The sequence below is a fragment of the Burkholderiaceae bacterium genome, assembly GCA_024235995.1.
GTDB lineage: Bacteria > Pseudomonadota > Gammaproteobacteria > Burkholderiales > Burkholderiaceae_C > Ottowia.
In genome coordinates this window covers 2758992-2785265 of record JACKLI010000001.1, presented here as the reverse complement: position 1 = coordinate 2785265, position 26274 = coordinate 2758992, and the positions used below count along the sequence as shown (strand labels likewise).

General features: G+C 71.6%; 23 protein-coding genes. 12 read left to right on the top strand and 11 right to left on the bottom strand.

The genetic code is table 11. The features are described 5' to 3' along the window. Positions 1-28: 28 nt before the first annotated feature. Genes mutM through mutY form a run of 3 tightly spaced genes read left to right on the top strand, consistent with a single transcriptional unit; the run spans position 29 to position 3950 of the window. Positions 29-844: a bifunctional DNA-formamidopyrimidine glycosylase/DNA-(apurinic or apyrimidinic site) lyase gene (gene mutM, locus H6927_13335; protein ID MCP5219080.1), complete on the top strand. Its 816-nt coding sequence runs from the start codon at positions 29-31 to the stop codon at positions 842-844. A gap of 44 nt (positions 845-888) precedes the next feature. Continuing rightward, positions 889-2865, top strand: coding sequence for a dynamin family protein (locus H6927_13330; protein ID MCP5219079.1), 1977 nt, complete (start codon positions 889-891; stop codon positions 2863-2865). 38 nt (positions 2866-2903) lie between these two features. After that, positions 2904-3950, top strand: a complete 1047-nt coding sequence (gene mutY / locus H6927_13325; protein MCP5219078.1) for an A/G-specific adenine glycosylase — start codon at positions 2904-2906, stop codon at positions 3948-3950. On the opposite strand, the gene rapZ is transcribed toward mutY, so the two are convergent. Genes rapZ through H6927_13310 form a run of 3 tightly spaced genes read right to left on the bottom strand, consistent with a single transcriptional unit; the run spans position 3919 to position 7413 of the window. Next, a complete protein-coding gene (rapZ, locus tag H6927_13320) occupies positions 3919-4782 on the bottom strand; it encodes an RNase adapter RapZ (protein MCP5219077.1) in 864 nt (287 codons plus the stop codon). The genes mutY and rapZ overlap by 32 nt on opposite strands. Beyond that, entirely contained in the window at positions 4779-6515 is a 1737-nt protein-coding gene (gene recN / locus H6927_13315; protein ID MCP5219076.1) for a DNA repair protein RecN, read from the bottom strand. The genes rapZ and recN overlap by 4 nt, the downstream gene beginning before the upstream one ends. A 1-nt stretch (position 6516) precedes the next feature. Beyond that, positions 6517-7413, bottom strand: coding sequence for an NAD kinase (locus tag H6927_13310; protein MCP5219075.1), 897 nt, complete (start codon positions 7411-7413; stop codon positions 6517-6519). A gap of 76 nt (positions 7414-7489) precedes the next feature. Between H6927_13310 and hrcA the strand changes: the two genes are divergently transcribed. Both hrcA and H6927_13300 read left to right on the top strand, forming a co-directional pair. Then, a complete protein-coding gene (gene hrcA / locus H6927_13305) occupies positions 7490-8506 on the top strand; it encodes a heat-inducible transcriptional repressor HrcA (protein MCP5219074.1) in 1017 nt (338 codons plus the stop codon). A gap of 403 nt (positions 8507-8909) precedes the next feature. Then, a complete protein-coding gene (locus H6927_13300; protein ID MCP5219073.1) occupies positions 8910-9536 on the top strand; it encodes a riboflavin synthase in 627 nt (208 codons plus the stop codon). On the opposite strand, the gene H6927_13295 is transcribed toward H6927_13300, so the two are convergent. Further along, on the bottom strand, positions 9497-10444 hold the full coding sequence (locus tag H6927_13295) for a DMT family transporter (GenBank protein ID MCP5219072.1): 948 nt from the start codon (positions 10442-10444) through the stop codon (positions 9497-9499). The two genes, H6927_13300 and H6927_13295, sit on opposite strands and share 40 nt — an antisense overlap. Before the next feature lie 118 nt (positions 10445-10562). Between H6927_13295 and H6927_13290 the strand changes: the two genes are divergently transcribed. From H6927_13290 to H6927_13275, 4 genes are all read left to right on the top strand, one after another. Next, the gene (locus H6927_13290; GenBank protein MCP5219071.1) at positions 10563-12032 is read left to right on the top strand and encodes a phosphomannomutase/phosphoglucomutase; all 1470 of its coding nucleotides are present in this window, start codon (positions 10563-10565) and stop codon (positions 12030-12032) included. Further along, positions 12029-13372, top strand: a complete 1344-nt coding sequence (locus H6927_13285) for a 3-deoxy-D-manno-octulosonic acid transferase (GenBank protein ID MCP5219070.1) — start codon at positions 12029-12031, stop codon at positions 13370-13372. Before H6927_13290 ends, H6927_13285 begins: the two co-directional genes overlap by 4 nt. A gap of 88 nt (positions 13373-13460) precedes the next feature. Beyond that, positions 13461-13973, top strand: a complete 513-nt coding sequence (gene xrtH, locus H6927_13280) for an exosortase H (GenBank protein MCP5219069.1) — start codon at positions 13461-13463, stop codon at positions 13971-13973. 13 nt (positions 13974-13986) lie between these two features. Beyond that, positions 13987-14622, top strand: a complete 636-nt coding sequence (locus H6927_13275) for a hypothetical protein (GenBank protein ID MCP5219068.1) — start codon at positions 13987-13989, stop codon at positions 14620-14622. 56 nt (positions 14623-14678) lie between these two features. Here H6927_13275 and H6927_13270 read toward each other — a convergent pair whose 3' ends face one another. The 7 genes from H6927_13270 to H6927_13240 all read right to left on the bottom strand — a co-directional run bounded on the left by H6927_13270 (position 14679) and on the right by H6927_13240 (position 23356). Next, a complete protein-coding gene (locus tag H6927_13270) occupies positions 14679-16061 on the bottom strand; it encodes a TolC family outer membrane protein (GenBank protein MCP5219067.1) in 1383 nt (460 codons plus the stop codon). Positions 16062-16080: 19 nt separating this feature from the next. After that, entirely contained in the window at positions 16081-16422 is a 342-nt protein-coding gene (locus H6927_13265) for a sulfurtransferase (GenBank protein MCP5219066.1), read from the bottom strand. Positions 16423-16466: 44 nt separating this feature from the next. Next, on the bottom strand, positions 16467-17141 hold the full coding sequence (locus tag H6927_13260; GenBank protein MCP5219065.1) for a protein-L-isoaspartate O-methyltransferase: 675 nt from the start codon (positions 17139-17141) through the stop codon (positions 16467-16469). A gap of 39 nt (positions 17142-17180) precedes the next feature. Next, positions 17181-20372 carry an efflux RND transporter permease subunit gene (locus tag H6927_13255; GenBank protein ID MCP5219064.1) on the bottom strand — a complete coding sequence of 1064 codons (3192 nt, stop codon included), beginning with the start codon at positions 20370-20372 and terminating at the stop codon, positions 17181-17183. Between the two features lie 98 nt (positions 20373-20470). Beyond that, the gene (locus tag H6927_13250) at positions 20471-21610 is read right to left on the bottom strand and encodes an efflux RND transporter periplasmic adaptor subunit (GenBank protein ID MCP5219063.1); all 1140 of its coding nucleotides are present in this window, start codon (positions 21608-21610) and stop codon (positions 20471-20473) included. Then, positions 21607-22263: a TetR/AcrR family transcriptional regulator gene (locus H6927_13245; GenBank protein MCP5219062.1), complete on the bottom strand. Its 657-nt coding sequence runs from the start codon at positions 22261-22263 to the stop codon at positions 21607-21609. Before H6927_13245 ends, H6927_13250 begins: the two co-directional genes overlap by 4 nt. A 52-nt stretch (positions 22264-22315) precedes the next feature. Then, positions 22316-23356, bottom strand: coding sequence for a serine/threonine protein kinase (locus H6927_13240; GenBank protein MCP5219061.1), 1041 nt, complete (start codon positions 23354-23356; stop codon positions 22316-22318). An 86-nt stretch (positions 23357-23442) separates the two neighbouring features. Here H6927_13240 and msrA point away from each other — a divergent pair, with 86 nt between their 5' ends. From msrA to rpmF, 3 genes are all read left to right on the top strand, one after another. Then, positions 23443-23979, top strand: a complete 537-nt coding sequence (gene msrA / locus H6927_13235; GenBank protein MCP5219060.1) for a peptide-methionine (S)-S-oxide reductase MsrA — start codon at positions 23443-23445, stop codon at positions 23977-23979. A 6-nt stretch (positions 23980-23985) separates the two neighbouring features. After that, the gene (locus H6927_13230) at positions 23986-25857 is read left to right on the top strand and encodes a hypothetical protein (GenBank protein ID MCP5219059.1); all 1872 of its coding nucleotides are present in this window, start codon (positions 23986-23988) and stop codon (positions 25855-25857) included. 169 nt (positions 25858-26026) lie between these two features. Further along, a complete protein-coding gene (rpmF, locus tag H6927_13225) occupies positions 26027-26209 on the top strand; it encodes a 50S ribosomal protein L32 (GenBank protein ID MCP5219058.1) in 183 nt (60 codons plus the stop codon). Positions 26210-26274: the final 65 nt, after the last annotated feature.

Below are 26274 nucleotides of genomic sequence, written 5' to 3'. Positions count from 1 at the left end.
AATCCATGCCCGAACCTTGTTTGCCCCCATGCCCGAGTTGCCCGAAGTCGAAGTGACGCGCCGCAGTTTTGCGGACCGTATCCGGGGCGCCCGCATCGAACGCGTGCAAATGGGCAAGCCCCTGCGCTGGCCGCTGGGCGTGTCGCCCGAGGCCCTGGCGGGGCGCCTGATCCACGGCGTGCGCCGGCGCGGCAAGTACCTGCTGATGGATCTGGACGAGGGCCTGTTGCTGCTGCACCTGGGCATGTCGGGCCGGCTGCAGTTCGCGCCTGCCTTGCCGCCGCCGGGCGTGCACGACCACATGGACATGCGGACCGACCATGGGGTGCTGCGCCTGCACGATCCACGCCGTTTCGGCGCCGTGGTGTGGGCCGCGGGCGAGGCGCTGGCGCCGGCGCGCAAGCTGCTGGCCGGCCTGGGCGCCGAGCCGCTGGACGAGGGGTTCGACCCCGCCGTCTTCCACGCCGCCCTCAAGCGGCGCCGCGCGCCCATCAAGCAGGTGCTGCTGGCCGGCGACGTGGTGGTGGGCGTGGGCAACATCTATGCCTCGGAGGCCTTGTTCATGGCCGGCATTCGCCCCACGGTGCGCGCCGATCGCCTGTCGCGTGCGCGCTCCGACCGTTTGCATGCCGCCGTGCGCGCCGTGCTGGGGCGGGCGGTCGAGCGTGGCGGCACCACGCTGCGCGACTTTGCCAACGCCATGGGCGAGACGGGGCACTTCCAGCTCGACGTGGCGGTCTACGGCCGCGCGGGCCAGCCCTGCGTGGTCTGCGCGACGCCGATCCGGCTGCTGCGCCAGGGGCAGCGCTCCACCTTTTATTGCCCGGTGTGCCAGCGCGCGTGAGGCCGTGCCGGCGCCGCCGCGCAAGGCGATAAGATGGCGCGATCATGCAAACGGGCGCGGCGCTGGCCGGATTCAACGAGCAGTACGACCGTCACGGAGCGTGGCGGCGCGAGACGGCGCTGCGCCTGAAGGCGCTGGGCGACTGGCTGCGCGAGCATCAGTTGCTGGACGGCGGCGCCAGCGAGGGCTTGCAGCGGCTCACGGAGCAGTTGCAGTCCGACAAGCTGATGGTGGCCTTCGTGGCCGAGTTCTCGCGTGGCAAGTCCGAGCTCATCAACGCGGTGTTCTTCGCGGGCTATGGGCGGCGCATCATGCCGGCCAGCGCGGGGCGCACCACCATGTGCCCGACCGAGCTGGGCCATGACGCCAGCGTGCCGCCGTGCCTGCGCCTGCTGCCGATCGAGACGCGCCTGCAGCCGCAGGCGCTGATGGAGTGGCGCCTGGCGCCCGAGCGGTGGACGCGAGTGGACCTGGACGTGAACGATCCGGCACAGCTGGCGGGCGCGATGGAGATGGTCTCCGAGGTCAACCATGTGCCGGTCGAGCAGGCGCGGGCGCTGGGCTTCTGGCACGACGAGCATCCGCAGGACAACCCGCCCGTCGATGCGCAGGGCCTGGTCGAGGTGCCGCGCTGGCGCCATGCGCTGATCAACATGGCGCACCCCTTGCTCAAGCAGGGCCTGGTGGTGCTGGACACGCCGGGCCTGAACGCGATCGGCGCCGAGCCCGAGCTGACGGTGAACCTGATCGCGCAGGCCCAGGCCGTGGTGTTCGTGCTGGGCGCCGACACCGGCGTGACGCGCTCCGACCTGGCCATCTGGCAGGAGCACCTGGCGCCGGCGCGCAGCGGCATCGGCTCGCAGCTGGTGGTGCTCAACAAGATCGACACGCTGTGGGACGAGCTGCGCACGCCGGCGCAGATCGAGGCGGAGATCGCGCGGCAATGCGCCTCGACCGCGCAGACGCTGGAGGTCGACGCGCGGCAGGTGATGGCCTTGTCGGCGCAAAAGGGCCTGCTGGCCAAGGTGCGCGGCGACGCCGCCTTGCTGCAGCTCAGCCGCTTGCCGTCCTTCGAGGCCCTGCTGGCGCGCATGGTGCTGGGCGAGCGCCAGCAAGCGCTGGAGCGGGCGGTGGGCCACGGATTGGAGCGCCTCCAGGCCGATGCGCTGCGCGTCATTGGCGTGCAGCGGCGCGAGTGGGTCGAGCAGGTGCAGGAACTCAAGGGCCTGCGCGGCAAGAACCACGCCGTCATTCGGCACATGCGCCGGCGCGTCGAGAGCGAGAAGCAGGCCTTCGATCGCAGCGCCGCCGGCGTGCTGGCGGTGCGTTCGGTGCACGTCAAGCTGCTGCGCGAGGTGTTTGCCCTGCTGGGCAGCGCCAGCATCAAGCGGGAGCTGGCAGGCCTGAACGAGGCCTTGCGTGAGCCGGGGCTGAAGCTGGGCGTGCGCAAGGTGTATGCCGAGGGCTTCGACCGCCTGCGCGCGGTGGTGCGCCACGTGGTCGTGCAGGTGGCGGAGATCGACGCCATGCTGGGCAGCGCCTTTCGCAAGCTCAACACCGAGCACGGTTTTTCGTTGCAGGTGCCGCCAGCGCCCGACCTGCACCGGCTCGAGCGCGACCTGGCGGCGGTGGAGCAGAGCCACGTGCAGTACCTGGGCGTGGGCAACCTGATCCACCTGGTGCGCGCCGAGTTCACCGACAAGCTGATCCGCTCGCTGTTCGCCCGCGTGCGAGCGATTTTCGAGACCGCCGTGGGCGAGATCGAGCTGTGGAACAAGGCGGCCTCCGGCCAGCTGGACGTGGAACTGCGCGAGCGGCGCCGGGCCTTCAGCCGCCGCATCGAGGCCATCCAGCGCATTCAGGACGCGGCCAGCGGCCTGGACACCCGGCTGGAGGAGCTGGACCAGCAGTTGCAGGCCTTGCAGGCCCGCGAGCTCCAGCTGGGGCACAGGGTGCGCGAGCTGCGGGAGTCGGCGGCGCCGACCCACGGCGCCTTGCCGGCCGAGACCGTCCTCGCGTGAGTACACCGGCGCCGGAACACGGCGACTTCGCCGCGCTCATCGTTGCCTGGCAACGTCGGCACGGTCGCCACGACCTGCCCTGGCAGGGCACGCGCGATCCGTACCGGGTGTGGCTGTCGGAGATCATGCTGCAGCAGACGCAGGTGGCGACGGTGCTGGCCTATTACCCGCGCTTCGTGCAGCGCTTCGGCGACGTGGCCGCCCTGGCGCAAGCCAGCGAGGACGAGGTGCTGGCCCTGTGGAGCGGCCTGGGCTACTACCGCCGCGCGCGGCTGCTGCACCGCTGCGCGCAGCGCGTGATGGCCGATTTCGGCGGGCGGTTTCCGACGCAGGCTGCCGTGCTGGCGACCTTGCCCGGCATCGGCCGCTCGACGGCGGCCGCCATTGCCGCCTTTTGCTTCGGCGAGCGCAGCGCGATCCTGGACGGCAACGTCAAGCGCGTGCTGGCGCGCGTGTTCGCCATTGGGGACGACCTGGCGCAAGCCACTGCCGTGCGGGCCCTGTGGGAGCGCGCCGAGGCCCTGCTGCCGACCACGCGACTGCACAGCCGCATGCCGGCTTACACCCAGGGCCTGATGGACCTGGGCGCCACCGTGTGCCTGCCGCGGCAGCCGCAATGCGGGCACTGCCCCGTGGCCGGCCTGTGCCGTGCCCATGCCCAGGGCCAGCCGCAGGACTACCCCGTCAAGACGCGCAAGGCGGCGCCGCGGCCGGTCGTTCCCTTGTGGCTGGTGCATGCGGTGGACGGCCGGGGGCGCGTCTGGCTGGAGCGTCGGCCGCCGCGCGGTATCTGGGCCGGCCTGCACGGCCTGCCGGCGTTCGAGACCCGCGCGCAGGCCCTGGCGTGCCTGCCCGAGGCCGCGCGCGCTCAGGTGGTGGAGCACCCATCCTTCACCCACATGCTGACGCACCGCGAGCTGCACCTGCACGTGCTGGCGGTGGCCGTGGACGCCGCCACCGCATGGGGCGAGGCGGGCGCCTGGTTCGCCGAGCCGCAATGGTCGCAACTGGGCCTTCCGGCGCCGGTACGCCGGATCCTGTCCGGGCCGGGTGTCAGCTCTCGTCCAGCTCGCGGTGGCGCTTGAGCGCCAGCCACCGGTCGCTGAAATGCGCCGCCAGGCGCTCGACGAGATAGACCGAGCGGTGCTGCCCGCCCGTGCAGCCGATGGCGACCGTGACGTAGCTGCGGTGGTCGCGCGCCATCGCGGGCAGCCAGGTTTGCAGAAAGTGGGCGATCTGCTCGAACATCAGCGTCACCTCGGCCTGCTGCTCCAGAAAGGCGGTCACCGGTGCATCGCGCCCGGTCAGCGCGCGCAGGGCCGGGTCGTAGTGGGGGTTGGGCAGCATGCGCACGTCGAACACGTAGTCGGCGTCCAGCGTGATGCCGCGCTTGAACGCGAAGGACTCGAACACCAGGGTCAGCTGGGCCGACGGCGCGGCGATGAGCGTCTTGACGTAGTCGAGCAGTTGCGCCGGCCGCAGCTGGCTGGTGTCGATCCGGTGCGAGCGCTCGCGCAAGTCGGCCAGCAGCACGCGCTCGCGCGCGATGGCCTGCATCAGCCCCGCCTGGGCGCCGGCGTCGCCCGGCTTGGACAAGGGGTGGCGCCGGCGCGTTTCGGAAAAGCGCCGCACCAGCGTCTGGTCGCTGGCGTCCAGGAAGATCAGGCGCAGGTCGATCCCGCCGTCGCGCAGACTGTGCAGCAGCAGGGGCAGCTGGGGCAGGGCGTGGCTGCTGCGCACGTCGATGGCGATGGCCAGCTTGTTGGCGTTCAGGCCATCCTCGATGGAGACGAAGGGCTTGAGCAGCTCGGGCGGCAGGTTGTCCACGCAGTAGTAGCCGGCGTCCTCGAGCGCGTGCAGGGCCACCGACTTGCCGGAGCCCGACATGCCGGTGATCACCACCAGTTCGGTGCTCATCGGCTCGATCCCAGGCTCGCGCGCCGCGGCGGCCTGTGAGGCGGTCGGTCGTGGGTGGCGTTGGCGGGCGCGGGCGTTGCCTGGCCCAGCAGCTCCCGCGCGTGCGCCAGGGTGGCGGGGGTGATCTGCTCGCCGCCCAGCATGCGGGCCAGCTCCTGCGTGCGTGCGGCGCCGGTGATGGGGGCGACCCGGCTTTGCGGGCTGCCGTCGCCGGCCGTGGCCTTGCTGACGTGCAGGTGATGGTCGGCGCAGGCGGCCACCTGCGGCAGGTGCGTGACGCACAGCACCTGGCGGTCGCGCCCCAGGCGCTGCAGCAGGCGCCCCACGGTGGCGGCCACGGCGCCGCCCACGCCGGCGTCGACCTCGTCGAAGATCAACGTGGCAGCCGGGCCCAGCGTGCTGGTGGTGACGGCAATGGCCAGCGACAGGCGCGACAGCTCGCCGCCCGAGGCCACGCGGTCGATGGCGCGGGGCGTCACGCCGGCGTGCGCGGCCACCAGGAACTGCGTGCTTTCCAGTCCGTGCGCGGCCGGCGCCGACAGGCGCTCCAGCTGCACCTGGAAGACGCCACCGGCCATGCCCAGCTCCTGCATGGCCGCCGTGACCGCGGCCGACAGGCGCGGCGCGGCCTGCGCGCGGGCGCGGCCGACCTGCCCGGCCAGCCTGTCGTAGGCGGATCGGGTCTGGTCGAGCTGTGCTTGCAACTGCTCCAGATCGCCGGCCGACTCCAGGCGATCCAGCTCGGCGCGCCAGCTCGCCAGCAGGGCGGGCAGCTCGGCTGGCGGACGGCGGTGGCGGCGCGCCAGCGCGTGCCACTGGCCGATGCGCTCGTCCAGCGCGGCCAACTGCTCGGGGTCGGGGTTGGCGCGGCGCAGATAGGCGTGCAGGCTGCGCGCGGCGTCGCGCAGCTGCGATTCGGCGGCCTGCAAGGGCTCGAGCAGGGCGCTGAACTCGGGCTCGATCGCGGCCGAGGCCTGCAGGGCCTCCTGGGCCTGCGCCAGGGCGGGCAGCGCGCCGCCGTCGTCCTCGTCGCTCTCCAGCGCGCGGCTGGCGGCCAGTGCGGCGTCGATCAGGCTTTGCGCGTTGGACAGGCGCGCGTGCTGCTGGCTCAGCTCGTCCCATTCGCCCTCGCGCGGTGCCAGCTTGTCCAGCTCGCTGATCTGCCACAGCAGGCGCTCGCGTTCCTGGGCCAGGCTGTCCTGCGCGCTGCGTGCCGCGTCCAGCACCGCCTGCGCTTGCTGCCAGGCGTGCCATGCCGCCAGCAGCGGCGTGCCGTCGACGCCGGCGTAGGCGTCCAGCAGGGTGCGCACGGCGGCCGGGCGGGTGAGGCTTTGCCAGGCGTGCTGGCCGTGGATGTCCAGCAGCTGCTCGCTCAGCTCGCGCAGCTGCGCCACCGTGGCGGCCGAGCCGTTGATCCAGGCGCGGCTGCGGCCGGCGCGGTCGATGCTGCGGCGCAGCAGCAGGGCGCCGTCGCCACTGTCCATGCCGTTGGCCTGCAGCCAGGAGGCGCTGGCGGGCGGGGCGTCGAACTCGGCGCTGATCTCGCAGCGCGCCTGGCCCTCGCGCACCCACAGCGCGTCGCCGCGCCCACCCAGCACCAGCTGCAGCGCGTCGATCAGGATGGATTTGCCGGCGCCGGTCTCGCCCGTCAGCACCGAGAAGCCGGCCTGCAGCTCCAGCTCGAGGGCGGGCACGATGACGAAGTCGCGCAGGCTGAGGTGACGCAGAGCCATCTCAGGTGCTTCCCTTGTTCCAGTGCAGCTTCTCGCGCAGGGTGTCGAAGTAGCTCCAGCCCTCGGGATGCAGGAAGCGCGCGCGGTGCTCGCTGCGGCGCACGATGATGCGGTCGCCCCGGTGCAGCGAGGTGAGCGTCTGCATGTCGAAGCTGGCGCTGGCGTCGCGCGCGGCCACGATCTCGATGGCGATCTCGCCCGGGTCGGCCAGCACGATGGGCCGGTTGGACAGCGCGTGCGGCGAGATGGGCACCAGCGCCAGGCCCGGCAGCAGGGGGTGCAGCAGCGGCCCGCCGGCCGACAGCGAGTAGGCCGTCGAGCCCGTGGGCGTGGCGATGATGATGCCGTCGGCGCGGTAGTTGGCCACGAAGTGCCCGTCCACCTCCACGCTCAGCTCGACCATGCCCGAGGCCGCGCCGCGGCTGACCACCACGTCGTTCATGGCCAGGGCCTCGAACACGCAGACGCCGTCTCGCCTGACCCAGCCCTGCATCAGCGCGCGATGGTCGTCCTCGAAGGCGCCCGCCAGCATGGCCGGCAGCAGCCGCGCGTAGTCGCCCAGGGGAATGTCGGTGATGAAGCCCAGGCGCCCCTGGTTGATGCCGATCAGCGGCGTGCCGTGGCGCGCCAGCTCGCGGCCCACGCCCAGCATGGTGCCGTCGCCGCCCACCACCACGCACAGCTCGCAATGGCGGCCGATGCCCGCCAGGTCGAGTGTCTGAAACTGCGTCAGCCCGGTGCTTTCCGCGGTGCGCTTTTCCAGGCTGACCTGGCAGCCCTGCTGCTGCAGGAAGGTGCCGATCTCGGTCATCAGCTCGCGCGCCGGCTGCGCCGCCGAAGCGCTGGCAGCGTCTTGGTATTTGCCCACCAGGGCAACGCGCGTGAACTTCAGGGCCATGAGGAAATTACATCATAATGGGCTGCGATGACGGCCTCTTTTTGGTGCGATTGAACTGGTGAAATCCCCCGGCTCCATGCTCGATGACCGGTCGCGGCGCTTGCTCAAGATCCTGATCGAGCGCTACATCGCCGACGGCCAGCCGGTGGGCTCGCGCACGTTGTCGCGGGCCTCGGGGCTGGAGCTGTCGCCCGCCACCATCCGCAACGTGATGTCGGACCTGGAAGAGCTGGGCCTGATCGCCTCGCCCCACACCTCGGCCGGGCGCGTGCCCACGGCGCGCGGCTACCGCTTGTTCGTCGACACCATGCTGACGGCGCAGCGCGCGCAGCTGAGGGCGCCCGAGCTGCCCGCCGAGCAGCCGCAAAAGGTCATCGCCAGCGCGGCGCAGCTGCTGTCCAATCTGTCGCAGTTCGTCGGCGTGGTGATGGCGCCGCGGCGCAGCACGGTGTTCCACCACATCGAGTTTTTGCGCCTGTCGGAGCGGCGCCTGCTGCTCATCATGGTGGCGCCCGATGGCGACGTGCAGAACCGCGTGCTGTTCACCGAGGCGGACTATTCGGCGTCGGAGCTGACGCAGGCGTCCAACTACCTCAACGCCCATTTCTCCGGCATGACCTTCGAGCAGGTGCGCGCGCGCCTGACGCAGGAGGTCGACCGCCTGCGCGCCGAGATCGCCACGCTGATGCAGGCGGCGGTGCAGGTGGGCTCCGAGGCGGCCAGCCAGGCGCAGGGCGAGGTGGTGATCTCGGGCGAGCGCAACCTGCTGGCGGTGAGCGATTTTTCCAGCGACATGGGCCAGCTGCGCCGCGCCTTCGATCTGTTCGAGCAGAAGGCGCAGCTGATGCGGCTGCTGGACGTGTCCATGCAGGCCGAGGGCGTGCGCATCTTCATCGGCGGCGAAAGCCAGACCGTGCCGGTGGAGGAGCTGTCGGTGGTCAGCGCGCCCTACGAGGTCGACGGCCAGGTGGTGGGCACGCTGGGCGTGATCGGCCCCACGCGCATGCACTACGACCGCATGATCCAGATCGTGGACATCACCTCGCGGCTGGTGAGCAATGCCTTGAGCCAGGGCAAGCCGGCCAGCCCCTAGAATCCACGGTTGGCGGGCCTTGGCCCGTGTGAATGGGCCGTTAGCTCAGTTGGTCAGAGCAGAGGACTCATCAAACAGGTGACCTTGCCGTGAGAGCGGCAATGGAAAAACCGGGTGAATTCAGGGAAACCGTCAGCCAGTCGATGGCCCGGCAATCCTGAGCCAAGCTCGCCGAAGGCAGGTCGCACGACCGGTAGGCGGGAAGGTGCAGAGACTAGGGTGCGAGGAGCCGATCCGATAAGCACCCCCAGAGCGCCCGGCACCCCAACGCGCGGAGCGATCCGCGGCGCGGGTGATGAGATAGTCCAGGGAGTGGGGAAACCCACGCCAACCTGAATCCTTTGGTCGTTGGTTCAAGTCCAACACGGCCTACCATTCACAACCGCGAAAGAATCTCCCCCTCATGTTCACAGGCATCATCACCGCCGTCGGCCGCATCGCCCAGGTGCGCGACCTGGGCGCCAGCAGCGCGCATGGCAAGCAGCTCGCCATCGAGGCGCCCCAGGGCTACCTGGACGACGTGGGCCTGGGCGACAGCATCGCCATCAACGGCGCGTGCATGACGGCCACCGCCATCGACGCGGCGGCCGGGCGCTTTGGCATCGACATTTCGGCCGAGTCGCTGGCGCGCACCGCGGGGCTGGACCAGGCCGGCCCGGTCAACCTGGAAAAGGCCTTGCGCGCGCAGGACCGGCTGGGCGGTCACATCGTCTCCGGCCACGTGGATGGCATCGGCCGCGTGACGCAGTTCGAGCCGGTGGGCGAAAGCTGGGCGCTGCGCGTGCTGGCGCCGCCCGAGCTGGGCAAGTACCTGGCCTACAAGGGCTCGATCACCGTCAACGGCGTAAGCCTGACGGTCAACCAGGTGCAGGACGGGGCCACGGGCTGCGAGGTCAGCATCAACCTGATTCCGCACACGGTGCAGAACACCGCGCTGCACACGCTGGCGGTGGGCCGCGCGGTCAACCTGGAGATCGACCTGATCGCGCGCTATGTGGAGCGAATGCTGTCGGGCATCGAGCGCCGCTGAAGCGGCAGCCTGACCACGCCGGTGGCCAGCGCCGTGCCGCACAGCACCACGGCGCCGCAGCCTAGCATCCAGGGCGTGACGGCCTCGCCCAGCAGCGAGGCGCCGTACAGAATGGCGAACACCGGCACCGTGAAGGTGACCGTGAGCGCGCGCGCCGGGCCCAGGTTCTCGATCAGGCGAAAGTACAGCACGTAGGCCACGCCGGTGCACAGCACGCCCAGCGCGACGACCGAGGCCCAGGCCTTGGGGCCTGGCATGTGCGCCGGCCACAGATACAGCGCGGGCAGCGCCAGGCCCAGCGTGGCGCCGATCTGGCTGCCGGTGGCGGTCATCAGGGGGTTCAGGCCGCTCAGGTATTTGTGGGTGAAGCTGGCCGCCAGCGCGTAGCACAGCGTGGCGCCCAGGCAGGCCAGCACGGCCCAGGCGGCCATGGGGCCGCCGCCGTGGCCCGCGCCCACCTTGTCCCAGGCCAGCAGCGCCACGCCGACGAAGCCCACCAGCAGTCCCACGCTGCGCGAGGCGCCCGGGTTCTGCCCCAGCCAGGCCCAGGCCACCAGCGCGCCGAACAGCGGCACGGTGGCGTTCAGGATGGACGACAGGCCGGTGTTGATGTACTGCAGCGCAAAGCTGAACAGCGCAAACGGAATGCCCGAGTTGAGCAGCCCGCAAAACAGCACCGGGCGCCAGTGGCGGCGCAGCTGCGGGCCCAGGCCCCGCGCGATCAGCAGCGGCAGCAGGAACAGCGAGGCCACCGCCACGCGCACGGCGGCGGTGGGCAGGGGGCCGAACTCGTGCACCGCCTGCTGCATGAACAGAAAGGAGGCGCCCCAAGTCATGGACAGCAGCAGGAAGGGCCAGGCCTCGCGCATGGGCGAGGCCTTGGCGGGTGCAAGGGCGGCGGGGGGCATGCGGGCGAGTATCGCCCAGCCCGGGCCCCGGTCGCGGCGGCATTGATGACGAATGGGCGGTGCATTGATGCGCGCCGTGGATTGGGCGGCGATCGGGCGCTGCCTACAATCCCCGGCCATGCAAGTGACACCCAGCATCTTCAAGGCCTACGACATCCGCGGCACCACGCCCACCACCCTGAACGAGGCCGTGGCCGAGGGCCTGGGCCTGGCCTTCGGCACCCAGGCGCTGGCGCTGGGCGAGCGCGTGGTGGCCGTGGGGCGCGACGGGCGCCTGTCCGGCCCCGCGCTGGCGGCGGCGCTGGTGCGCGGGCTGGTGGCCGCCGGCGTGCAGGTGTTCGACATCGGCATGGTCACCACGCCCATGCTGTACTTTGCCGCGCACACGCTGTGCAGCAGCGGCATCCAGGTGACGGGCAGCCACAACCCGCGCGACGACAACGGCTTCAAGATGGTGCTGGCCGGCCGCGCGATCTACGGCGAGGACATCCAGGCCCTGCGCCGCATGATGGAGGCCGAAAGCTGGCAGCGCCGCGCCGGCGGCTCGGTGCGCGCGCACGACGTCTATCCGGCGTACCGCGATCGCATCGCCCGCGACATCCACCTGGCACGCCCGATGAAGCTGGTGGTGGACTGCGGCAACGGCGTGGCCGGCGCGTCGGCGCCCGCCGTCCTGCGCGCCATCGGCTGCGAGGTGCTGGAGCTGTTCACCGAGGTGGATGGGCGCTTTCCCAACCACCACCCCGATCCGTCCAAGCCCGAGAACCTGCGCGATGTCGTCGCAGCCCTGCAAGGCACCGACGCCGAGCTGGGCCTGGCCTTCGACGGCGACGGCGACCGGCTGGGCATCGTCACCAAGGACGGGCAGACCATCTTTCCCGACCGGCAGATGCAGCTGTTCGCGCAAGACGTGCTTTCGCGCGCGCCCGGCGGCACCATCGTCTACGACGTCAAGTGCACGCAGCGCCTGGGCCCGGCCATCGCCGCGGCCGGCGGCGTGCCGCTGATGTACAAGACCGGCCACTCGCTCATCAAGGCGCGCATGAAGGAGCTCGACGCGCCCCTGGGCGGCGAGATGAGCGGCCACATCTTCTTCAAGGAGCGCTGGTACGGCTTCGACGACGGCACCTACGCCGGGGCCCGCCTGCTGGAGATCCTCAGCCGCTCGCCCGACGCCAGCGCGGTGCTGAACGCGCTGCCCACCAGCTTCTCCACCCCCGAGCTGAACGTGGCCTGCGCCGAGGGCGAGCCGCACCGCCTGGCGGCCGAGCTGCAGGCGCTGGCGGCCAGCGTGTTCGCGGCCCCCGCGCTGAGCGCCGCCGGGCCGCCCCAAGGCGCGAACGCCCCCTCGGGGGGCAGCGAACCACGCGAAGCGGGGAGCGTGGGGGCCGTTGTTAGCACGATTGACGGCCTGCGCGTGGACTGGCCCGACGGCTTTGGCCTGATCCGTGCCAGCAACACCACGCCTGTGCTGGTGCTGCGCTTCGAGGGGCAGACGCCCGAGGCGCTGGCGCGCATCCAGGCCGACATGATGGCCTTGCTCCAGCGCGTCAAGCCCGATGCGCGGGTGGGCGCCGCAAGCCATTGATCCACGCGCTCTACGACCTGGCCACCCGGCTGGCGCAGCCGCTGCTGCGGCGCAAGCTGCGCCGCCGCGCCCTGGCCGAGCCGGGCTACGGGCAGGCCGTGCCCGAGCGCTTCGGCCGCTACGGCGCCGCGCCCGCGCGCCCCGTGCCGCAGGCGGGCGCGCCCCTGGTGTGGATCCACGCCGTCTCGCTGGGCGAGACGCGCGCCGCCGCCATCGTGCTGCCTCATCTGCGCGCGCAGTGGCCCGGCATGCGCCTGCTGCTGACGCACGGCACGGCCACCGGCCGGGCCGAGGGTGCCAGGCTGCTGGCGCCGGGCGACGTGCAGCTGTGGCAGCCCTGGGACACGCGCGCGGCCACGCGCCGTTTCGTGCAGGCCTACCGGCCCGACATCGGCGTGCTGATGGAGACCGAGGTCTGGCCCAACCTCGTGCGTGCCTGCACCGACGCCGGCATGCCCCTGGTGCTGGCCAACGCGCGCCTGTCCGACAAGTCCCTGCGCGGCGCCCGGCGCACCGCCGGCCTGTTGCCGGCGGCCTACCGCGCGCTGACGGCCGTGTACGCGCAGACCGAGCCCGACGCCGCGCGCTTTCGCGCCCTGGGCGCGCCGGTGGCTGGCGTGCTGGGCAACCTCAAGTTCGACGCCCGGCCGGCCGAGCCGCTGCTGGCGCTGGGGCGACGCTGGCGCGATGCGGCGGCCGGGCGGCCGGTGCTGATGCTGGCCAGCTCGCGCGAGGGGGAGGAGCTCGAGTTTTTCAAGCAAATTAGGGCTGCAGCCCGCGCCGAATCTGCGCAAGCAGCTACAAATAACGCAGTTCACCGGCCGCAATGGCTGGTCGTGCCGCGCCACCCCCAGCGCTTCGACGCCGTGGCCGCCCTGGCCGCGCAGCAGGGCCTGAGTGTGAGCCGGCGCAGCCAATGGGGCGCCGGCGCGCCACCGGGTGCCGACGTCTGGCTGGGCGACAGCTTGGGCGAGATGGCCGCCTACTACGCGCTGGCCGATGTGGCCCTGCTGGGCGGCAGCTTCGAGCCGCTGGGCGGGCAGAACCTGATCGAGGCCGCCGCCTGCGGCTGCCCGGTGGTGATGGGGCCGCACACCTTCAACTTCAGCCAGGCGGCCGAGCAGGCGCTGGCCGCCGGCGCGGCGTGGCGCGTGGCCGATCTGCAGGAAGGCGTGCGCGCGGCGCAGGCGCTGGCGGCTGACACAGCGGCTCGCGCGGCCATGGCACGCGCCGGGCAGGCCTTTGCCAGCCGGCACCAGGGCGCGGCGCAGCGCACGGCGGATGCCTTGCGGGGGCTGTGGTCGCCTGGCCCGCGGCACGGCGGTGCAACCACGGGATGACCCACCCCGTTACACTTGGCATCAAGAGAGGCGGCACGTGGTTTGCCGACTCGTGTGATTCGCTTGGCCTGGCCGATGGGTGGATGCCATGAAACGTTTTTTCCTGATTTTCCTGACCGTGCAGGCGCTGCTGTTCGGCATCGAGATGCTCAACCCCGTGCAGGCCGCCGTGGTGCACCCGTGGACGGGCTGGCTGGCTCGGGCCAGCGCGGCCATCGTGCACGTCATCGACCCCTCGGTGATTTCGTACGACCGCGTGCTGCAAAGCGCCAAGACCGGCTTTGGCGTGTCGATCGAGGCCGGCTGCAACGGGGTGGAGGCCACCATCGTGCTGGTGGCGGCGATGCTGGCCTTTCCGTCCAGCTGGGCGATGAAGTTCTGGGGCATCGCGCTGGGCTTTCTGGCGGTGCAGGGCGTCAACCTGCTGCGCATCGTCAGCCTGTTCTTCATCGGGCAGTGGAACTTCAAGGTGTTCGAGTTCGCGCACCTGTACATGTGGCAGGCGCTGATCATGCTGGACGTGCTGGTGGTGTGGCTGCTGTGGATGCGCGTGGTGGCCAAGCGCGACAAGCCCACGCCGCCGCCGGGCGCGGCCGCCTGACGGAGACGCTGGCATGCGCAACACGCTGATCGGCCGCTTCCTGCTGCTGTCCATCCTGTGGCTGGTCGTGCTGCTGCCGCTGTGGTACGTGCTGGCGCGCTGGTTCGCGGCGCCGGCCATCTGGCTGGCGGGCGCGGTGATGAAGGCGTGCTTTGCCTGGGTGGACGGCTGGCACCAGGAGGGCGTGACGGCAGTGCTGCACACCCTGGTGCAGGTGCGCATGAAGGGCCCGCAGGGCGACGTGCTGGGCGAGCTGGCGCCCGAGGCCAGCTACCCCACCTACGGCTACGGCCTGGTGCTGCTGTGGGCCATGCTGCTGGCCTCGCGCACCGAGCGCTGGTGGCTCAAGGGCCTGATCGGCAGCCTGATTCTGATCCCCGTGCAGGCCTGGGGCATCGGCTTTCAGTGGCTGCGCGACGTGGTGCTGCTGTCGGGCCCCTACGGCGCGGCCTACCTGAAGTATTCGCCGCTGGCGGCCAACGCCGTGGCCTACGGCTACCAGTTCGGCTTTCTGATGCTGCCGCCGGTCACGCCCATCCTGCTGTGGCTGGCGTTCAACAAGCGCTTCGTGGCGGCGCTGTGGCTGGAGGCGGCGCTGGAGGCCACGCCCGAGCAGCGGCGCGAGGCGCCGACCAAGGCGGTCGACTAGACAGCTATTGATTCAAGAGCTGCCTGCGCTTGATCGGCGCGGGCCAGCGCCCGATTTTATTGGGTTTTCTCGGCCGCGGGCGCGGCCTTGGCCAGCAGCGCGTCGACGCCCGCCAGGTCGTCCACCGACAGCGCGCCGGCCGCCTGCTTGAGGCGCAGCAGGCCCACCAGCACGTCGTAGCGCGCGCGCGCCAGGTCGCGCTGCGTCTGGTAGAGCTGGCTTTGCGCGTTCAGCACGTCGATGTTGATGCGCACGCCCACCTGGTAGCCGATCAGGTTGGCCTGCAGCGCGGTCTGGCTGGAGTGCTCGGCCGCTTCCAGCGCCTTGACCTGGCTCAGGCCCGACTGCACGCCGAAGAAGGCCGCGCGGGCCGACTGCGACACCGTGCGCTGCAGGCTGTCCAGGTCGGCGCGCGCCTTGTCCTGCAGGGCCAGGGTTTCCTTGACGCGGTTTTCGATCGCGTAGCCGGCGAACAGCGGCCAGTTCAGCACCACGCCGATGCTGGCGTTGTTGGTGCGCGCGCCGGTGGTGGGCGCAAGGGTGATGCTGGGGTTGCCGTTGGGGTAGCGGCTCGTGCCCACGCTGGCCTGCAGGTCGACCGTGGGCTGGCCGGCGGCGCGCGCGCGGTCGGTTTCCAGCCGGGCGATGTCCAGCGCCATGCGCGCCTGCACCACGCCGGGATGCTGCTCGGTGGCCTGGGCGACCCAGGCGTTCACGTCGGCCGGCTGGGGCGCCGGCAGCACGATGGGCTGGGCCAGCGCCAGCGGGTGGATGCCGGCCTGGCCCACCAACTGCTCCAGCGCCAGGGTCTTGACGCGCAGGTCGTTCTCGCTGGCGATCTCCTGCGCGCTGGCCAGGTCGAACCGCGCCTGCGCCTCGCGGCTGTCGGTGATGGTGGCGTTGCCGACCTCGAAGTTGCGCTGCGCGGCGGCCAGCTGCTGGCTGACGGCGGTCTTGAGCGCGCGCACCGAGGCCAGCGCGTCCTGCGCGGCCAGCACGTCGAAGTAGGCCTGCGCCAGGCGCACGATCAGGTCCTGCCCAGCGCCGGCCAGGTTGACGCGCGCCGACTCGTAGGCGCGCTGGCCCTGGTCCCAGGCGATGCGGTTGGCGGGGCGGTACAAGGGCTGGCTGCCCACCAGGCCGGCCGTCAGCACGTTGAACGAGCTGTTGCTGCCCAGGCTGCCGACGCTGGTGTCGACCCAGTTGTGCTGCGCGCCGGCCTGCAGGCCCAGCTGCGGCAGCAGGCCGGCGCGCGCCTGCTCGGCCCGCGCCTGGCTGGCCTGCAGCTGCGCGCTGGCCGACTGCACGGCGGCGTCGTAGCCCTGGGCCTGCGGGTACAGCTGCAGCAGGGACTGGGCATGCGCGCCGCCGCCGGCCAGGGCCAGCAACGCCGCCAACGTCAACGATATCCGGCGTGGGGGGCGGGCGGGCAGGCGCATGAAGGGCAATGGGGGAGGGTCAGTAACGCGGAACGCTGGGGTCGAGCTGCAGGGCCCAGGCGTCGATGCCGCCGGCCACGTTGGCCAGGCGGTCGAACCCCTGCTGCTGCAGGAACAGCGCCACCTGCATGCTGCGCCCGCCGTGGTGGCACAGCACGGCGATCGGCCGGGCGCGGTCCAGCTCGGCCAGGCGCGCCGGAATGGTGTGCATGGGCCACTGGCGCAGCTCGGCGCCCTGGGGGTGGACGCTGGCGGCGTGCCATTCGGCCGGCTCGCGCACGTCCAGCAGCAGGGGCTGGCCGGCACTGGCGGCGGCGGCCAGCCAGGCCTGCAGATCGATGGGGGGCACTTGCTCGATCATGATGAAAGGGGGCTGCGGCGCTTGGCGGTCGTGCGCGGCGTGCTTCAGAAACGAAAGCGCTCGGGCTCGGGAAAGTGCAGCAGGCGCGGCGCGTTGCAGTCCCAGGGCTGGGTGACGACCATGCCGTTGCCGGCGTGCTGCACCAGCGTGGCGCGCATCACCGGCTCGTCGCCGACGATGCCCATCAGGCGCCCGCCGGGCTTGAGCAGGGCCAGCAGCGACTCGGGCAGCTCGGCCACCGAGCCCGACAGCACGATGACGTCGAACGGGCCGTGGGCCGACAGGTCGGCGCGGGCGGCGTCCTGCTGGCGCACCTCCACGTTCAGCACGCCGGCGCGCTGCAGGTTGGCGCGGGCGGTGGCGGCCAGCTCGGTGTCGATCTCCAGCGTCAGCACGCGCTGGGCGCGGTGGCCCAGCAGCGCCGCCATGAAGCCCGAGCCGGTGCCCACCTCCAGCACTTTCTCGTGCTTGGCCACCTGCAGGTCCTGCAGCATGCGCGCCTCCACGCGCGGGGGCAGCATGACCTGGCCGGCGGCCACCGCGGCCTCGCCGGGCTTGAGCGGCAGCTCCAGGTCGGCGAAGGCCAGGGCGCGGTGGGCCGGCGGCACGAAGTCCTCGCGCCGCACCACGGCCAGCAGCTCCAGCACGCGGGCGTCCAGCACGTCCCAGGGACGGATCTGCTGCTCGATCATGTTGAAGCGCGCTTGCTCGACGTTCATCTCAAAGGCTCCGGTAGGCGTATTCAAATCAACCCTGGATTATCGGTCAGGCGCCGGCGTCTCCACCGGCGTGGCATGGCGCAGGCGCCGCTTGAGCCAGCCGGCCAGGTCGTCCAGGTAGCAATAGACCACGGGCACCACCACCAGCGTCAGCAGCGAGGAGGTGATGACCCCGCCGATGACGGCCTGGCCCATGGGCGCGCGCTGCTCCGAGCCCTCGGACACGGCAAAGGCCAGCGGCACCATGCCGAACACCATGGCCAGCGTGGTCATCAGGATGGGGCGCAGGCGTACACGCGCGGCCGCCAGCAGCGCCTGCTCGCGCGGCAGCGGCTCGGTCACGCCGCCTTCGCTGGCGCGGCCCTCGCGCGCGCGGATGGCGAAGTCCACCAGCAGGATGGCGTTCTTGGTCACCAGGCCCATCAGCATGACCACGCCGATGATGGAGAACATGGACATGGCCGAGCCGAACATCAGCAGCGCCAGCACCACGCCGATCAGCGTCAGCGGCAGCGAGGTCATCAGCGCCATGGGCTGCAGGAAGCTCTTGAACTGGCTGGCCAGGATCATGTAGATGAAGATGACCGCCATGGCCAGCGCCTGCAGCGCGTAGGCAAACGATTCCTGCATGTTCTTGGTGGCGCCGCCGAAGCTGAAGCTGTAGCCGGGCGGAAAGGCGATCTGCTGCAGCTGCGCGCGGATGTCGCCCGACACCTCGCCGGTGGCGCGGCCGTAGGTGTTGGCGGTGATCTGGATCTCGCGCAGCATGGCGCGGCGGTTGATCTGGTTGGTGCCGGTGCTCTCGCGCAGGCTGGCGAGCTGGTTCAGGCGCACGATGCGCGGCGTGCCGTCGGCATTCAGGCCGGCGGTGAGCGGCAGGCGCTCGAGCTCGCCGGGCGTGCGGCGCAGCTCGGGCGGCAGGCGCACCACCACGTCGTAGGTCTCGTCGTCGGGCGCGCGCCAGTTGCCCACCGTGGTGCCGGCCAGCAGGGTGCGCAGCGGGGTGGCGATCTGCGCCGTGGACAGGCCCAGCTCGGAGGCGGCCTGGCGCTTGACGACGATGTCCAGCGTGGGCTTGTCGGGCTTGCTGCTGGTGTCCAGGTCGACCAGGCCGGGGATGGCGCGCAGGCGCTCCATCAGCGGCGCGGCCAGGCGCTCCAGCTCGGCCTGGTCGGGCCCCTGCAGCGAGAACTCGATCTGCTTTTGCCCGCCCACCGGCTCCAGCAGGCCGGCCTGGGTGACGGTGATGCCCGGCACCTGGCGCAGGCGCTCGCGCAGCTCGGCCGACAGCGCCTCGGCGCTGCGCGCGCGCTGCTCGCGCTCGGTCAGGCGGATGTAGATGCTGGCGTTGGTCTTGCCCTGCGCCGCGCCGGTGTTGAGCGTGGTCAGGGTGTAGCGCACCTCGGGGTAGCCGCGGATGATCTCGTCCACCACGCGCGCCTTGGCCTCGGTGGCCTCCAGCGAGGAGCCCTGCGGGGTGTAGAAGGCGACGTTGGTCTCCGAGAAGTCGGCCTTGGGCACGAACTCGGTGCCCAGCAGCGGCACCATCACGATGCTGGCGGCGAAGATGGCGGCGGCGATGACGAGCGTGAGCAGCTTGTGCCCCAGCGCCCAGCCCAGGATGAGCTGGTAGGCGGCGGCCAGCCGGTCGGTGGCGTGGTCGAACCAGCCCGTGATGCGGCCGATGGTGCGCTCGTAGAGCGTGCGCGGCGGCCCCTGCCGGCCGTGGGCGTGCATGGCCGGGTCGTGCCAGACCGAGGACAGCATGGGGTCGAGCGTGAAGCTGACGAACATCGAGATCAGCACCGCCGCCACGATGGTCAGGCCGAACTCGTGGAAGAACTTGCCGACGATGCCCTGCATGAAGCCGATGGGCAGGAACACCGCCACGATCGACAGCGTGGTGGCCAGCACCGCCAGGCCGATTTCCTTCGTGCCCTCCATGGCGGCCAGGAAGGCGTTCTTGCCCATCTGCGCGTGCCGCACGATGTTCTCGCGCACCACGATGGCGTCGTCGATCAGCAGGCCCACGCACAGGGAGAGCGCCATCAGCGTGATCATGTTGATGGTGAAGCCCAGCAACTGCATGAAGAAGAAGGTGCCGATGATGGAGATCGGCAGCGTCAGCCCGGTGATGACGGTGGAGCGCCAGGAGTTGAGGAACAGGAAGACGATCAGCACCGTCAGCAGGGCGCCCTCGACGAGGGTCTGGCGCACGTTGGTGACCGCCACGCGGATCGGGCGCGAGGTGTCCTGGATGGGCACCAGCCGCACGCCCTCGGGCAGCTCGGCCTGCAGCGCGCGGGTGGCCTGCTCCAGGCCGTCGACCACCTCGATGGTGTTCTCGTCCTGCGCCTTCTGCACCGTCAGCAGCAGGGTGCGCTGGCCGTTGTACAGTGCGCTCGAGTCGAGCTCCTGCGCGCCATCGCGCACGCTCGCCACCTGCTCCAGGAACACGGGCGCGCCGCCGCGGCGCGCGACGATGATGCGGCCGAACTCGCGCGGGCGCTCGATGCGCCCGTCCAGCTGCACCACCAGCTCCTGGGTGGCGGTGCGCAGGGTGCCCAGCGGCAGGTCCTGGTTGTCGCCGCGCACGGCGTTCATCACCTGGTCGGGCGTCACGCCCTGCGCCTCCATGGCGGCGGGGTTCAACTCGATGTGGATCTCGCGCCGGGTGCCGCCCACCAGGTTGACGGCGCCCACGCCGCGCACGTTCTCCAGGCGCTTCTTCAATACCTGGTCCGCCCAGTTGGTCAGCTCCACGGAGGAGGGCGCCGTCTGCCCCGCCTTGGCGTCCGGCAAAACGGCCAGCGACCAGACGGCGCGGCTGGCCGGATCGAAGCGCAGCACGCGCGGCTCCTTGACCTCGTCGCGCAGCAGCGGGCGCACCTGGCCGATCTTCTCGCGCACGTCGTCGGCGGCCTTGCGCCCATCGATCTGCAGCTGGAACTCGACGATGACCACCGACTGGCCTTCGTAGCTGCGCGAGTACAGCGCGTTGATGCCGGCGATCGAGTTGACGGCTTCCTCGATCTTCTTGGTGACCTCGCTCTCGACGATGGCGGGTGCCGCGCCGGGGTATTCGGTGGTGATCACCACCACCGGGAAGTCCACGTTGGGGAACTGGTCGACCTTGAGCTGCGCCAGCGAGAACAGGCCCAGCACCACGAAGGCCAGCATCACCATGGTGGCGAACACGGGATTGCGCAGGCTGACCTGGGTGAACCACATGGCAGGGCGGGCGCTTCAGCGGGGTTTTGAAGAAAAAAGGCCGGTGGCGGGCGTCAAGCAATCCCGGCAAGCTATCAAAACGATAGTTTTTGGCCGGCTCATGACGCCGCCCCGGCGGACAGCCGCACGCGGGTGCCGGCGCGCAGCGCACCGGCGGCGGCGCGCAGCACGCGGTCGCCCTCGGCCAGGCCGGTGACGGCGACCCAGGTCTCGCCCTCGTCCGTGGCGCGCGCGCCGGGCGTCACCGTGCGGTGCGCGATGCGCGCCTGCTCGCCCGTGCCCTCGACGATCTGCACGTAGGGCTGGGGCTTGTCGGTGCGCACGGCCGCCAGCGGCACGGCCAGCGCGCGCTCCTGGCCCACGGCCAGCCGGCCCTGGGCGAACAGGCCCTGGCGCAGGCCGGGCGCGGGCTGCACCGCCAGGTAGACCGTCACGCTGCGGCTGCCGGCCTGCGTGCTGGGGTTGATGCGCGCCACCGTGGCCGCGATGGGCGCGCTGGCGCCTTCCACCTGCAGCGTGGCGCGCTGGCCCACGCGCACGGCGACCGAGTCGGCGGGGCTGAGCGCGGCCTCCAGCTCGAGCTGGCTGGCGTCGACGATCTCGACGATGCGGGTGTCGGGCGCCACGCGCTCGCCCGGCTGCGCCAGGCGCTGGGCGATCTGGCCGCCGATGGGCGCGCGCAGCACCGTGTCGGCGACCGCCTTGCCCGCCACCCCGGCGCCGGCCTGCGCGGCGCGCAGGTTGGCGCGCGCGGCGCTCAGGTTGGCGGCCGAGGTGTCCAGCGCGGTGCGCGAGATGAAGCCCTGGTCCACCAGCGCGCGGTTGTTGTCGTACTGGCGCTGGGCGATGTCCACCTGCGCCTGCGCGGCGCTGGCCTGCTGCTGGGCCTGGCGCAGGCGGTCGTCGTACTCGCTGGACTCGACGCGCGCGATCACCTGGCCGGCCTGCACGCGGTCGCCCTCGCGCAGCGTCAGGCCCTGCAGCTCGCCCGGCACGCGCGCCTTGACCATGGCCGAGCGCACGGCGCGCAGCGTGCCCGACAGCGGCACCTCCAGCGCCAGCTCGCGCGACTGCACGGTCACCACGTCCAGCGCGCGCAGCTCGATCACCGGCGCCGGTGCCGACGCGGCCTGCGCCTGCTGCACCGCCTGGCGCGCGCGGATGCCGCGCCAGGCCAGCGCGCCGGCGGCCAGCAGCGCCAGCAGCACCACCAGCGCGGTGAGCGTGCGGCGCGTCATGGCGCGCCCTCCACGCGCAGGGCGCGAATCAAGAGGTCGGCATGCAGCTCGATCAGGGCCATGGGTTGCTCGTCTTTCAGCCAGGGGCCGTGGCCCGGGGTGTGGCGCCAGGTCACCATCTGCACCAGCGGGGCCATCGCCAGCAGGACCAGGCGCGACAGGTCGACGGCCCGGAACTCGCCGCGGTCGATGCCGCGCTGCAGCACGCGGCGCAGCAGCGCGTGGCTGGGCTGGACCACCTCGGCCTCGAACCAGCGCGCCAGCTCGGGAAAGTGCGCCGCCTCGCTCAGCATCAGCTTGGTCAGGCCGGCGGCGGGCGTGCCGCCGTACAGCCGCCACCAGCGGCGCAGGTACTCGCGCAGCAGCTCGGCGCTGGGGCCGGCGAAGTCGTCCACCTCGCGCACGGCCTCGTGCAGGTGGCGGCTGGCGTTCTCGCGCACCACGGCCTTGAACAGCTCGTCCTTGCTGGCGAAGTACAGGAACAGGGTGCCCTTGGCGACGCCGGCGCGCGCGGCCACGTCCTCCACGCGGGTGGCGGCAAAGCCCTTTTCGACGAACAGGGCCAGCGCCGCGTCCAGCAGCTCGCCCGGGCGCGCGGCCTTGCGGCGCGTGCGGCCGGGGTGGGCGCGTGCGGGGGAGGCGGCGAGTGGCATGGGTGGGTTAATAACCCGTAGGTCATTAACTATACCGCGAAGTCGGCCGGGTTCAGGCCACGAGCGGCGGCTCCTGCATGGCCTCCAGCTGCGCGTGCAGCACGTCGATCTGCTCGCGCCAGTAGGCCGGGGTACCGAAGTGCGGAAACGCGGCGGGAAAGGCCGGGTCGTCCCAGCGCCGCGCGATCCAGGCGCTGTAGTGGATCAGGCGCAGCGTGCGCAGCGGCTCGATCAGCGCCAGCTCGCGCCGGTCGAAGTCGCGCACCTGCTCGTAGCCGTCCAGCAGCGCGCCCAGGGCCTGCTGGCGCTCGGCGCGCTCGCCCGGCAGCAGCATCCACAGGTCCTGCACCGCCGGGCCGCTGCGGCAGTCGTCCAGGTCGACGAAGTGCGGGCCGCCGCCGGGGCGGTCGGTGGGCGTCCACAGGATGTTGCCGGGGTGGCAGTCGGCGTGCAGGCGTAGCGTGGCGATCGAACCGGGGTCATTCTGGCCTGCAGCCCCCATGGGTAATGCGCTGGCAGCTACTGTTTCAATAGCTTTCTGGCTTGCTTCGGCCCACGCGCGCTCCACCTCCAGCGGCAGCGCGCCGTGCGCCAGCAGCCACTGGCGCGGCTCGCGGCCGTAGCTGTCCAGGTCCACCGCGGGCCGGTGCGCAAACCGTGCCTGCGCGCCCACCGTGTGCAGGCGCGCGATGAAGCGGCCGATCCACTCCAGCGCCTCGGCGTCGCCCAGCTCGGGCGTGCGCCCGCCGCGCCGCGGGCTGACGCTGAAGGCAAAGCCGCCGTGGCTGTGCAGGGTGCGGCCGGCCAGCTGCAGCGGCGCGACCACCGGCACCTCGGCCGCGGCCAGCTCCAGCGCGAAGGCGTGCTCCTCCTCGATCTGCGCCGTGCTCCAGCGCCCCGGCCGGTAGAACTTGAGCACCACCGCCGGGTGCGCGTCGGCCAGCGCCGTGCCGGGCTCCAGGTGCGCCAGGTAGACCCGGTTCTCGTACGAATTGAGCGCGCTCAGGCGTCCGTCGCCCATCAGGCCGATGCCCGCCAGCGCGTCCAGCACGTCGTCGGGGGTGAGGGTGGCAAAGGCGGCGGCGTCGGTCATGCCGCCGATTGTCCGCGCAGTCCGGCGCTGCCGAGGAAGCCGCCCGGTGGCATGATCGGCGGTGACCCGATCGATTGGAGTTGGAGATGAGTGCAAGCGAAACCATCGTGCTGGCCGGCGGCTGCTTCTGGTGCACCGAGGCGGTGTTCAAGGAAGTGCGCGGGGTGCTGGACATCGAGTCCGGCTACAGCAACGGCCAGGCCGAGCGCCCGACCTACGAGGAGGTCTGCACCGGCCGCACCGGCTGCGCCGAGGTGATCAAGCTGACCTTCGATTCGGCGCAGATCGGCCTGCGCCAGGTGCTGGAAATCTTCTTTCTGGTGCACGATCCGACGCAGGTGGACGGGCAGGGCAACGACCGCGGCACGCAGTACCGCAGCGGCATCTATTTTTCGACGCCCGCGCAGCAGGCCCTGGCCGAGGGCATGATCGAGGAGATGGCGCGCGAGAAGCTGTACGCGCGCCCCATCGTCACCCAGGTGCAGCCGCTGGCCCACTATTGGCCGGCCGAGGACTACCACCAGGACTTCTTCGAGCGCAACCCCGAGCAGGGCTACTGCATGGCGGTGGCGGCGCCCAAGGTGGCCAAGTTCCGCAAGACCTTTCGCGAGTGGGCGCGCTGAGCACGCATGCCTGAGCTCGATCCCGCGGCGCCGCCGGCCGGCCGAGGGCGCCTGATCGGCGCGCTGTGCGTGCTGCTGGCCGGCGCCATCGTGCTGGCGCTGGCCGCGCTGACCGTGGCGCTGTGGCAGGGCGGGCGCCAGCCCCTGCTGCTGGCGCCCGCCATCGGCGGCCTCAATCCCTGCCTGGACGTGGCCGCGCCCACCCCCGGCGCGCCGCTGCCCGACGCCGCCTGCGCCGGTGCCCAGGGCTCGGCCGCCGGGCAGGTGGAGTCCATCCTGTCGGCGCTGGGGCCGCGCCAGAGCCCCGACGGGCGCCTGCAGGTGGGCTACACCCTGGTGGTGCCGCTGCTCAACCTGTTTCGCCCCGACGCGGCCGTGGCGGGCGGCTGGCGCATCGACGACGAAGCCGTGCAGCGCGTGGCGCGCACGGTGCAGGGCGTCGACCGGCCGGTGGTGCTGTACCTCTTTTCGTCGCACTTCTCGGAGGGCGCGCCGATCGAGCCGGTGCTGGCCGGCGACCCGGCCAACCTGGCGCAAACCCCGCAAGGCCCGCTGCCGGTGGACCGCTACATGGGCCTGCCCATGTACCCCTGGAGCGTGGCGCGGCTGGACAACGGCATCACCCGGCGGCGCGACGAGGCCATGCGCGCGGTCAGCGGCGCGCTGTGTCGCCTGCCCGCGGCCACGCGCCAGCGCCTGGCGGGCATCAACCTGCTGGGCGAGACGCATCAGCTGTATCCCGCCTTCGAGACCGGCATGGGCACCGACCAGCCCTACGTCGTCACCGACTATTCGCCCACCTCGCGCGCCGGCTTTGCCGCCGCGCTGCGCCAGCGCTTCGGCACGGTGGCGGCGCTCAATCGCTACCTGGGCTCCTCGTTTGCCAGCTTCGACGCGGTGCAGCCGCCTTCGCGCGACATCCGCCGCGAGCGGCTGGACAACTTCTGGCAGCACATCGACGACGCCGCCGCCGGCCGCGTGGCCGTGAGCGGCTGGGTGCACGACGGCGCGCAGCCGCCGGGGCGCTCGTCCTGGGTGCGTATCTACCTGGACGGCCAGTGGGTGGGCCGCGCGGCGGCACGTTTCGAACGGCAGGACGTAGCGCAGGCGCGCCCCGACCTGGGCACGTCTCGGCTGGGCTGGCGTTACGACCTGCGCTTTGCCGAGCTGCCGCCGGGCCGCCACCGGCTGGACGTGGCGCTGGAAGGCGCGGGCGGCGGCCTACAGCACCTGGGCACGCGCCACATCAACGTCATGGGGCGCGAGCAGCGCCCGCCCGTGGCTCTGCCCATGCGCATGGACCTGCCGCCGATGCGCCCGGCCGACCCGCGCGTGGCGTTCTGGATCGACGCGCCGGCCGACGAGCGCGCGCTGTTCTACAACCCGCTGGTGCCGCTGTGGGACGACTTTCGCGCCCGCCAGGTGGTGCGCTACCTGGAGCATTTCGACCGCCTGCTGGCGGCCACCTGCCTGGCCGACGTGCCGCGGCGCACGCAGCAGATCTACCCGGCCGAGAAGGCCGGCTGGGACGCCAGCCGCTTTGCCGCCGGCCAGTCCCTGCTGCCCTTCGGCCAGGTGCAGCTGGGCATCAACCTGTACGGCGAGGCCACCGACGACGCCAGCTTCTTCGACTGGCTGGCGCGCTCGCGCCAGCCCGGCTACAGCGTGACCGAGTTCCACCCCCTGCGGGGCCTGAGCGCCGCCGAGCTGGGCGCCGTGTTCGAGGAGCACCGCCGCCACGGCGCGCGCACGCTGTCCTTCTTCCTGCACCCCGTGGCGCCCGGCGAGGCGCCGGCCAACCCGTTCGCCTTCGATCCGAACAACCCGCGTTTCGGCTCCGACCGCCTCTACGCTGCCACGCAGGCGCTGCTGCGCTGACATGGCTTGGCGCGCTCTCAATTTCGCACTATAATCAAAGGCTTTTCGCGCAATGCGTGCGGGTGAAATGCCTGCGGCGCGCGATGCATTCAACCATTCATGGGTCTTCGGGCGGCGGGTCGGCATCTGACTTGCGTGCGCGGATCCCGCCAACGAAGAAGGAGCCATCATGGCTGTTCAGCAAAACAAGAAGTCGCCGTCCAAGCGCGGCATGCACCGTTCGCACAACGCGCTGGCCGTGCCCGGCATCGCGCTGGAGCCCACCACGGGCGAGACGCACCTGCGCCACCACATCAGCCCCAACGGCTACTACCGTGGCCGCCAGGTGATCAAGCCCAAGGCCGAAGCCTGACCGGCTGATCGGGCCGCCGGCTCGCGGGCCGGCGGCCTGGCCTTCTATACTTTCCAGGCCCGGTG

Bases quoted from the DNA above. Each gene is read 5' to 3' on its own strand.
- mutM (MCP5219080.1), top strand. From the start codon at position 29: ATGCCCGAGTTGCCCGAAGTCGAAGTGACGCGCCGCAGTTTTGCGGAC.
- H6927_13330 (MCP5219079.1), top strand. From the start codon at position 889: ATGCAAACGGGCGCGGCGCTGGCCGGATTCAACGAGCAGTACGACCGT.
- rapZ (MCP5219077.1), bottom strand. From the start codon at position 4,782: ATGAGCACCGAACTGGTGGTGATCACCGGCATGTCGGGCTCCGGCAAG.
- recN (MCP5219076.1), bottom strand. From the start codon at position 6,515: ATGGCTCTGCGTCACCTCAGCCTGCGCGACTTCGTCATCGTGCCCGCC.
- H6927_13310 (MCP5219075.1), bottom strand. From the start codon at position 7,413: ATGGCCCTGAAGTTCACGCGCGTTGCCCTGGTGGGCAAATACCAAGAC.
- hrcA (MCP5219074.1), top strand. From the start codon at position 7,490: ATGCTCGATGACCGGTCGCGGCGCTTGCTCAAGATCCTGATCGAGCGC.
- H6927_13300 (MCP5219073.1), top strand. From the start codon at position 8,910: ATGTTCACAGGCATCATCACCGCCGTCGGCCGCATCGCCCAGGTGCGC.
- H6927_13295 (MCP5219072.1), bottom strand. From the start codon at position 10,444: ATGCCCCCCGCCGCCCTTGCACCCGCCAAGGCCTCGCCCATGCGCGAG.
- H6927_13290 (MCP5219071.1), top strand. From the start codon at position 10,563: ATGCAAGTGACACCCAGCATCTTCAAGGCCTACGACATCCGCGGCACC.
- xrtH (MCP5219069.1), top strand. From the start codon at position 13,461: ATGAAACGTTTTTTCCTGATTTTCCTGACCGTGCAGGCGCTGCTGTTC.
- H6927_13275 (MCP5219068.1), top strand. From the start codon at position 13,987: ATGCGCAACACGCTGATCGGCCGCTTCCTGCTGCTGTCCATCCTGTGG.
- H6927_13270 (MCP5219067.1), bottom strand. From the start codon at position 16,061: ATGCGCCTGCCCGCCCGCCCCCCACGCCGGATATCGTTGACGTTGGCG.
- H6927_13265 (MCP5219066.1), bottom strand. From the start codon at position 16,422: ATGATCGAGCAAGTGCCCCCCATCGATCTGCAGGCCTGGCTGGCCGCC.
- H6927_13260 (MCP5219065.1), bottom strand. From the start codon at position 17,141: ATGAACGTCGAGCAAGCGCGCTTCAACATGATCGAGCAGCAGATCCGT.
- H6927_13255 (MCP5219064.1), bottom strand. From the start codon at position 20,372: ATGTGGTTCACCCAGGTCAGCCTGCGCAATCCCGTGTTCGCCACCATG.
- H6927_13250 (MCP5219063.1), bottom strand. From the start codon at position 21,610: ATGACGCGCCGCACGCTCACCGCGCTGGTGGTGCTGCTGGCGCTGCTG.
- H6927_13245 (MCP5219062.1), bottom strand. From the start codon at position 22,263: ATGCCACTCGCCGCCTCCCCCGCACGCGCCCACCCCGGCCGCACGCGC.
- H6927_13240 (MCP5219061.1), bottom strand. From the start codon at position 23,356: ATGACCGACGCCGCCGCCTTTGCCACCCTCACCCCCGACGACGTGCTG.
- msrA (MCP5219060.1), top strand. From the start codon at position 23,443: ATGAGTGCAAGCGAAACCATCGTGCTGGCCGGCGGCTGCTTCTGGTGC.
- H6927_13230 (MCP5219059.1), top strand. From the start codon at position 23,986: ATGCCTGAGCTCGATCCCGCGGCGCCGCCGGCCGGCCGAGGGCGCCTG.
- rpmF (MCP5219058.1), top strand. From the start codon at position 26,027: ATGGCTGTTCAGCAAAACAAGAAGTCGCCGTCCAAGCGCGGCATGCAC.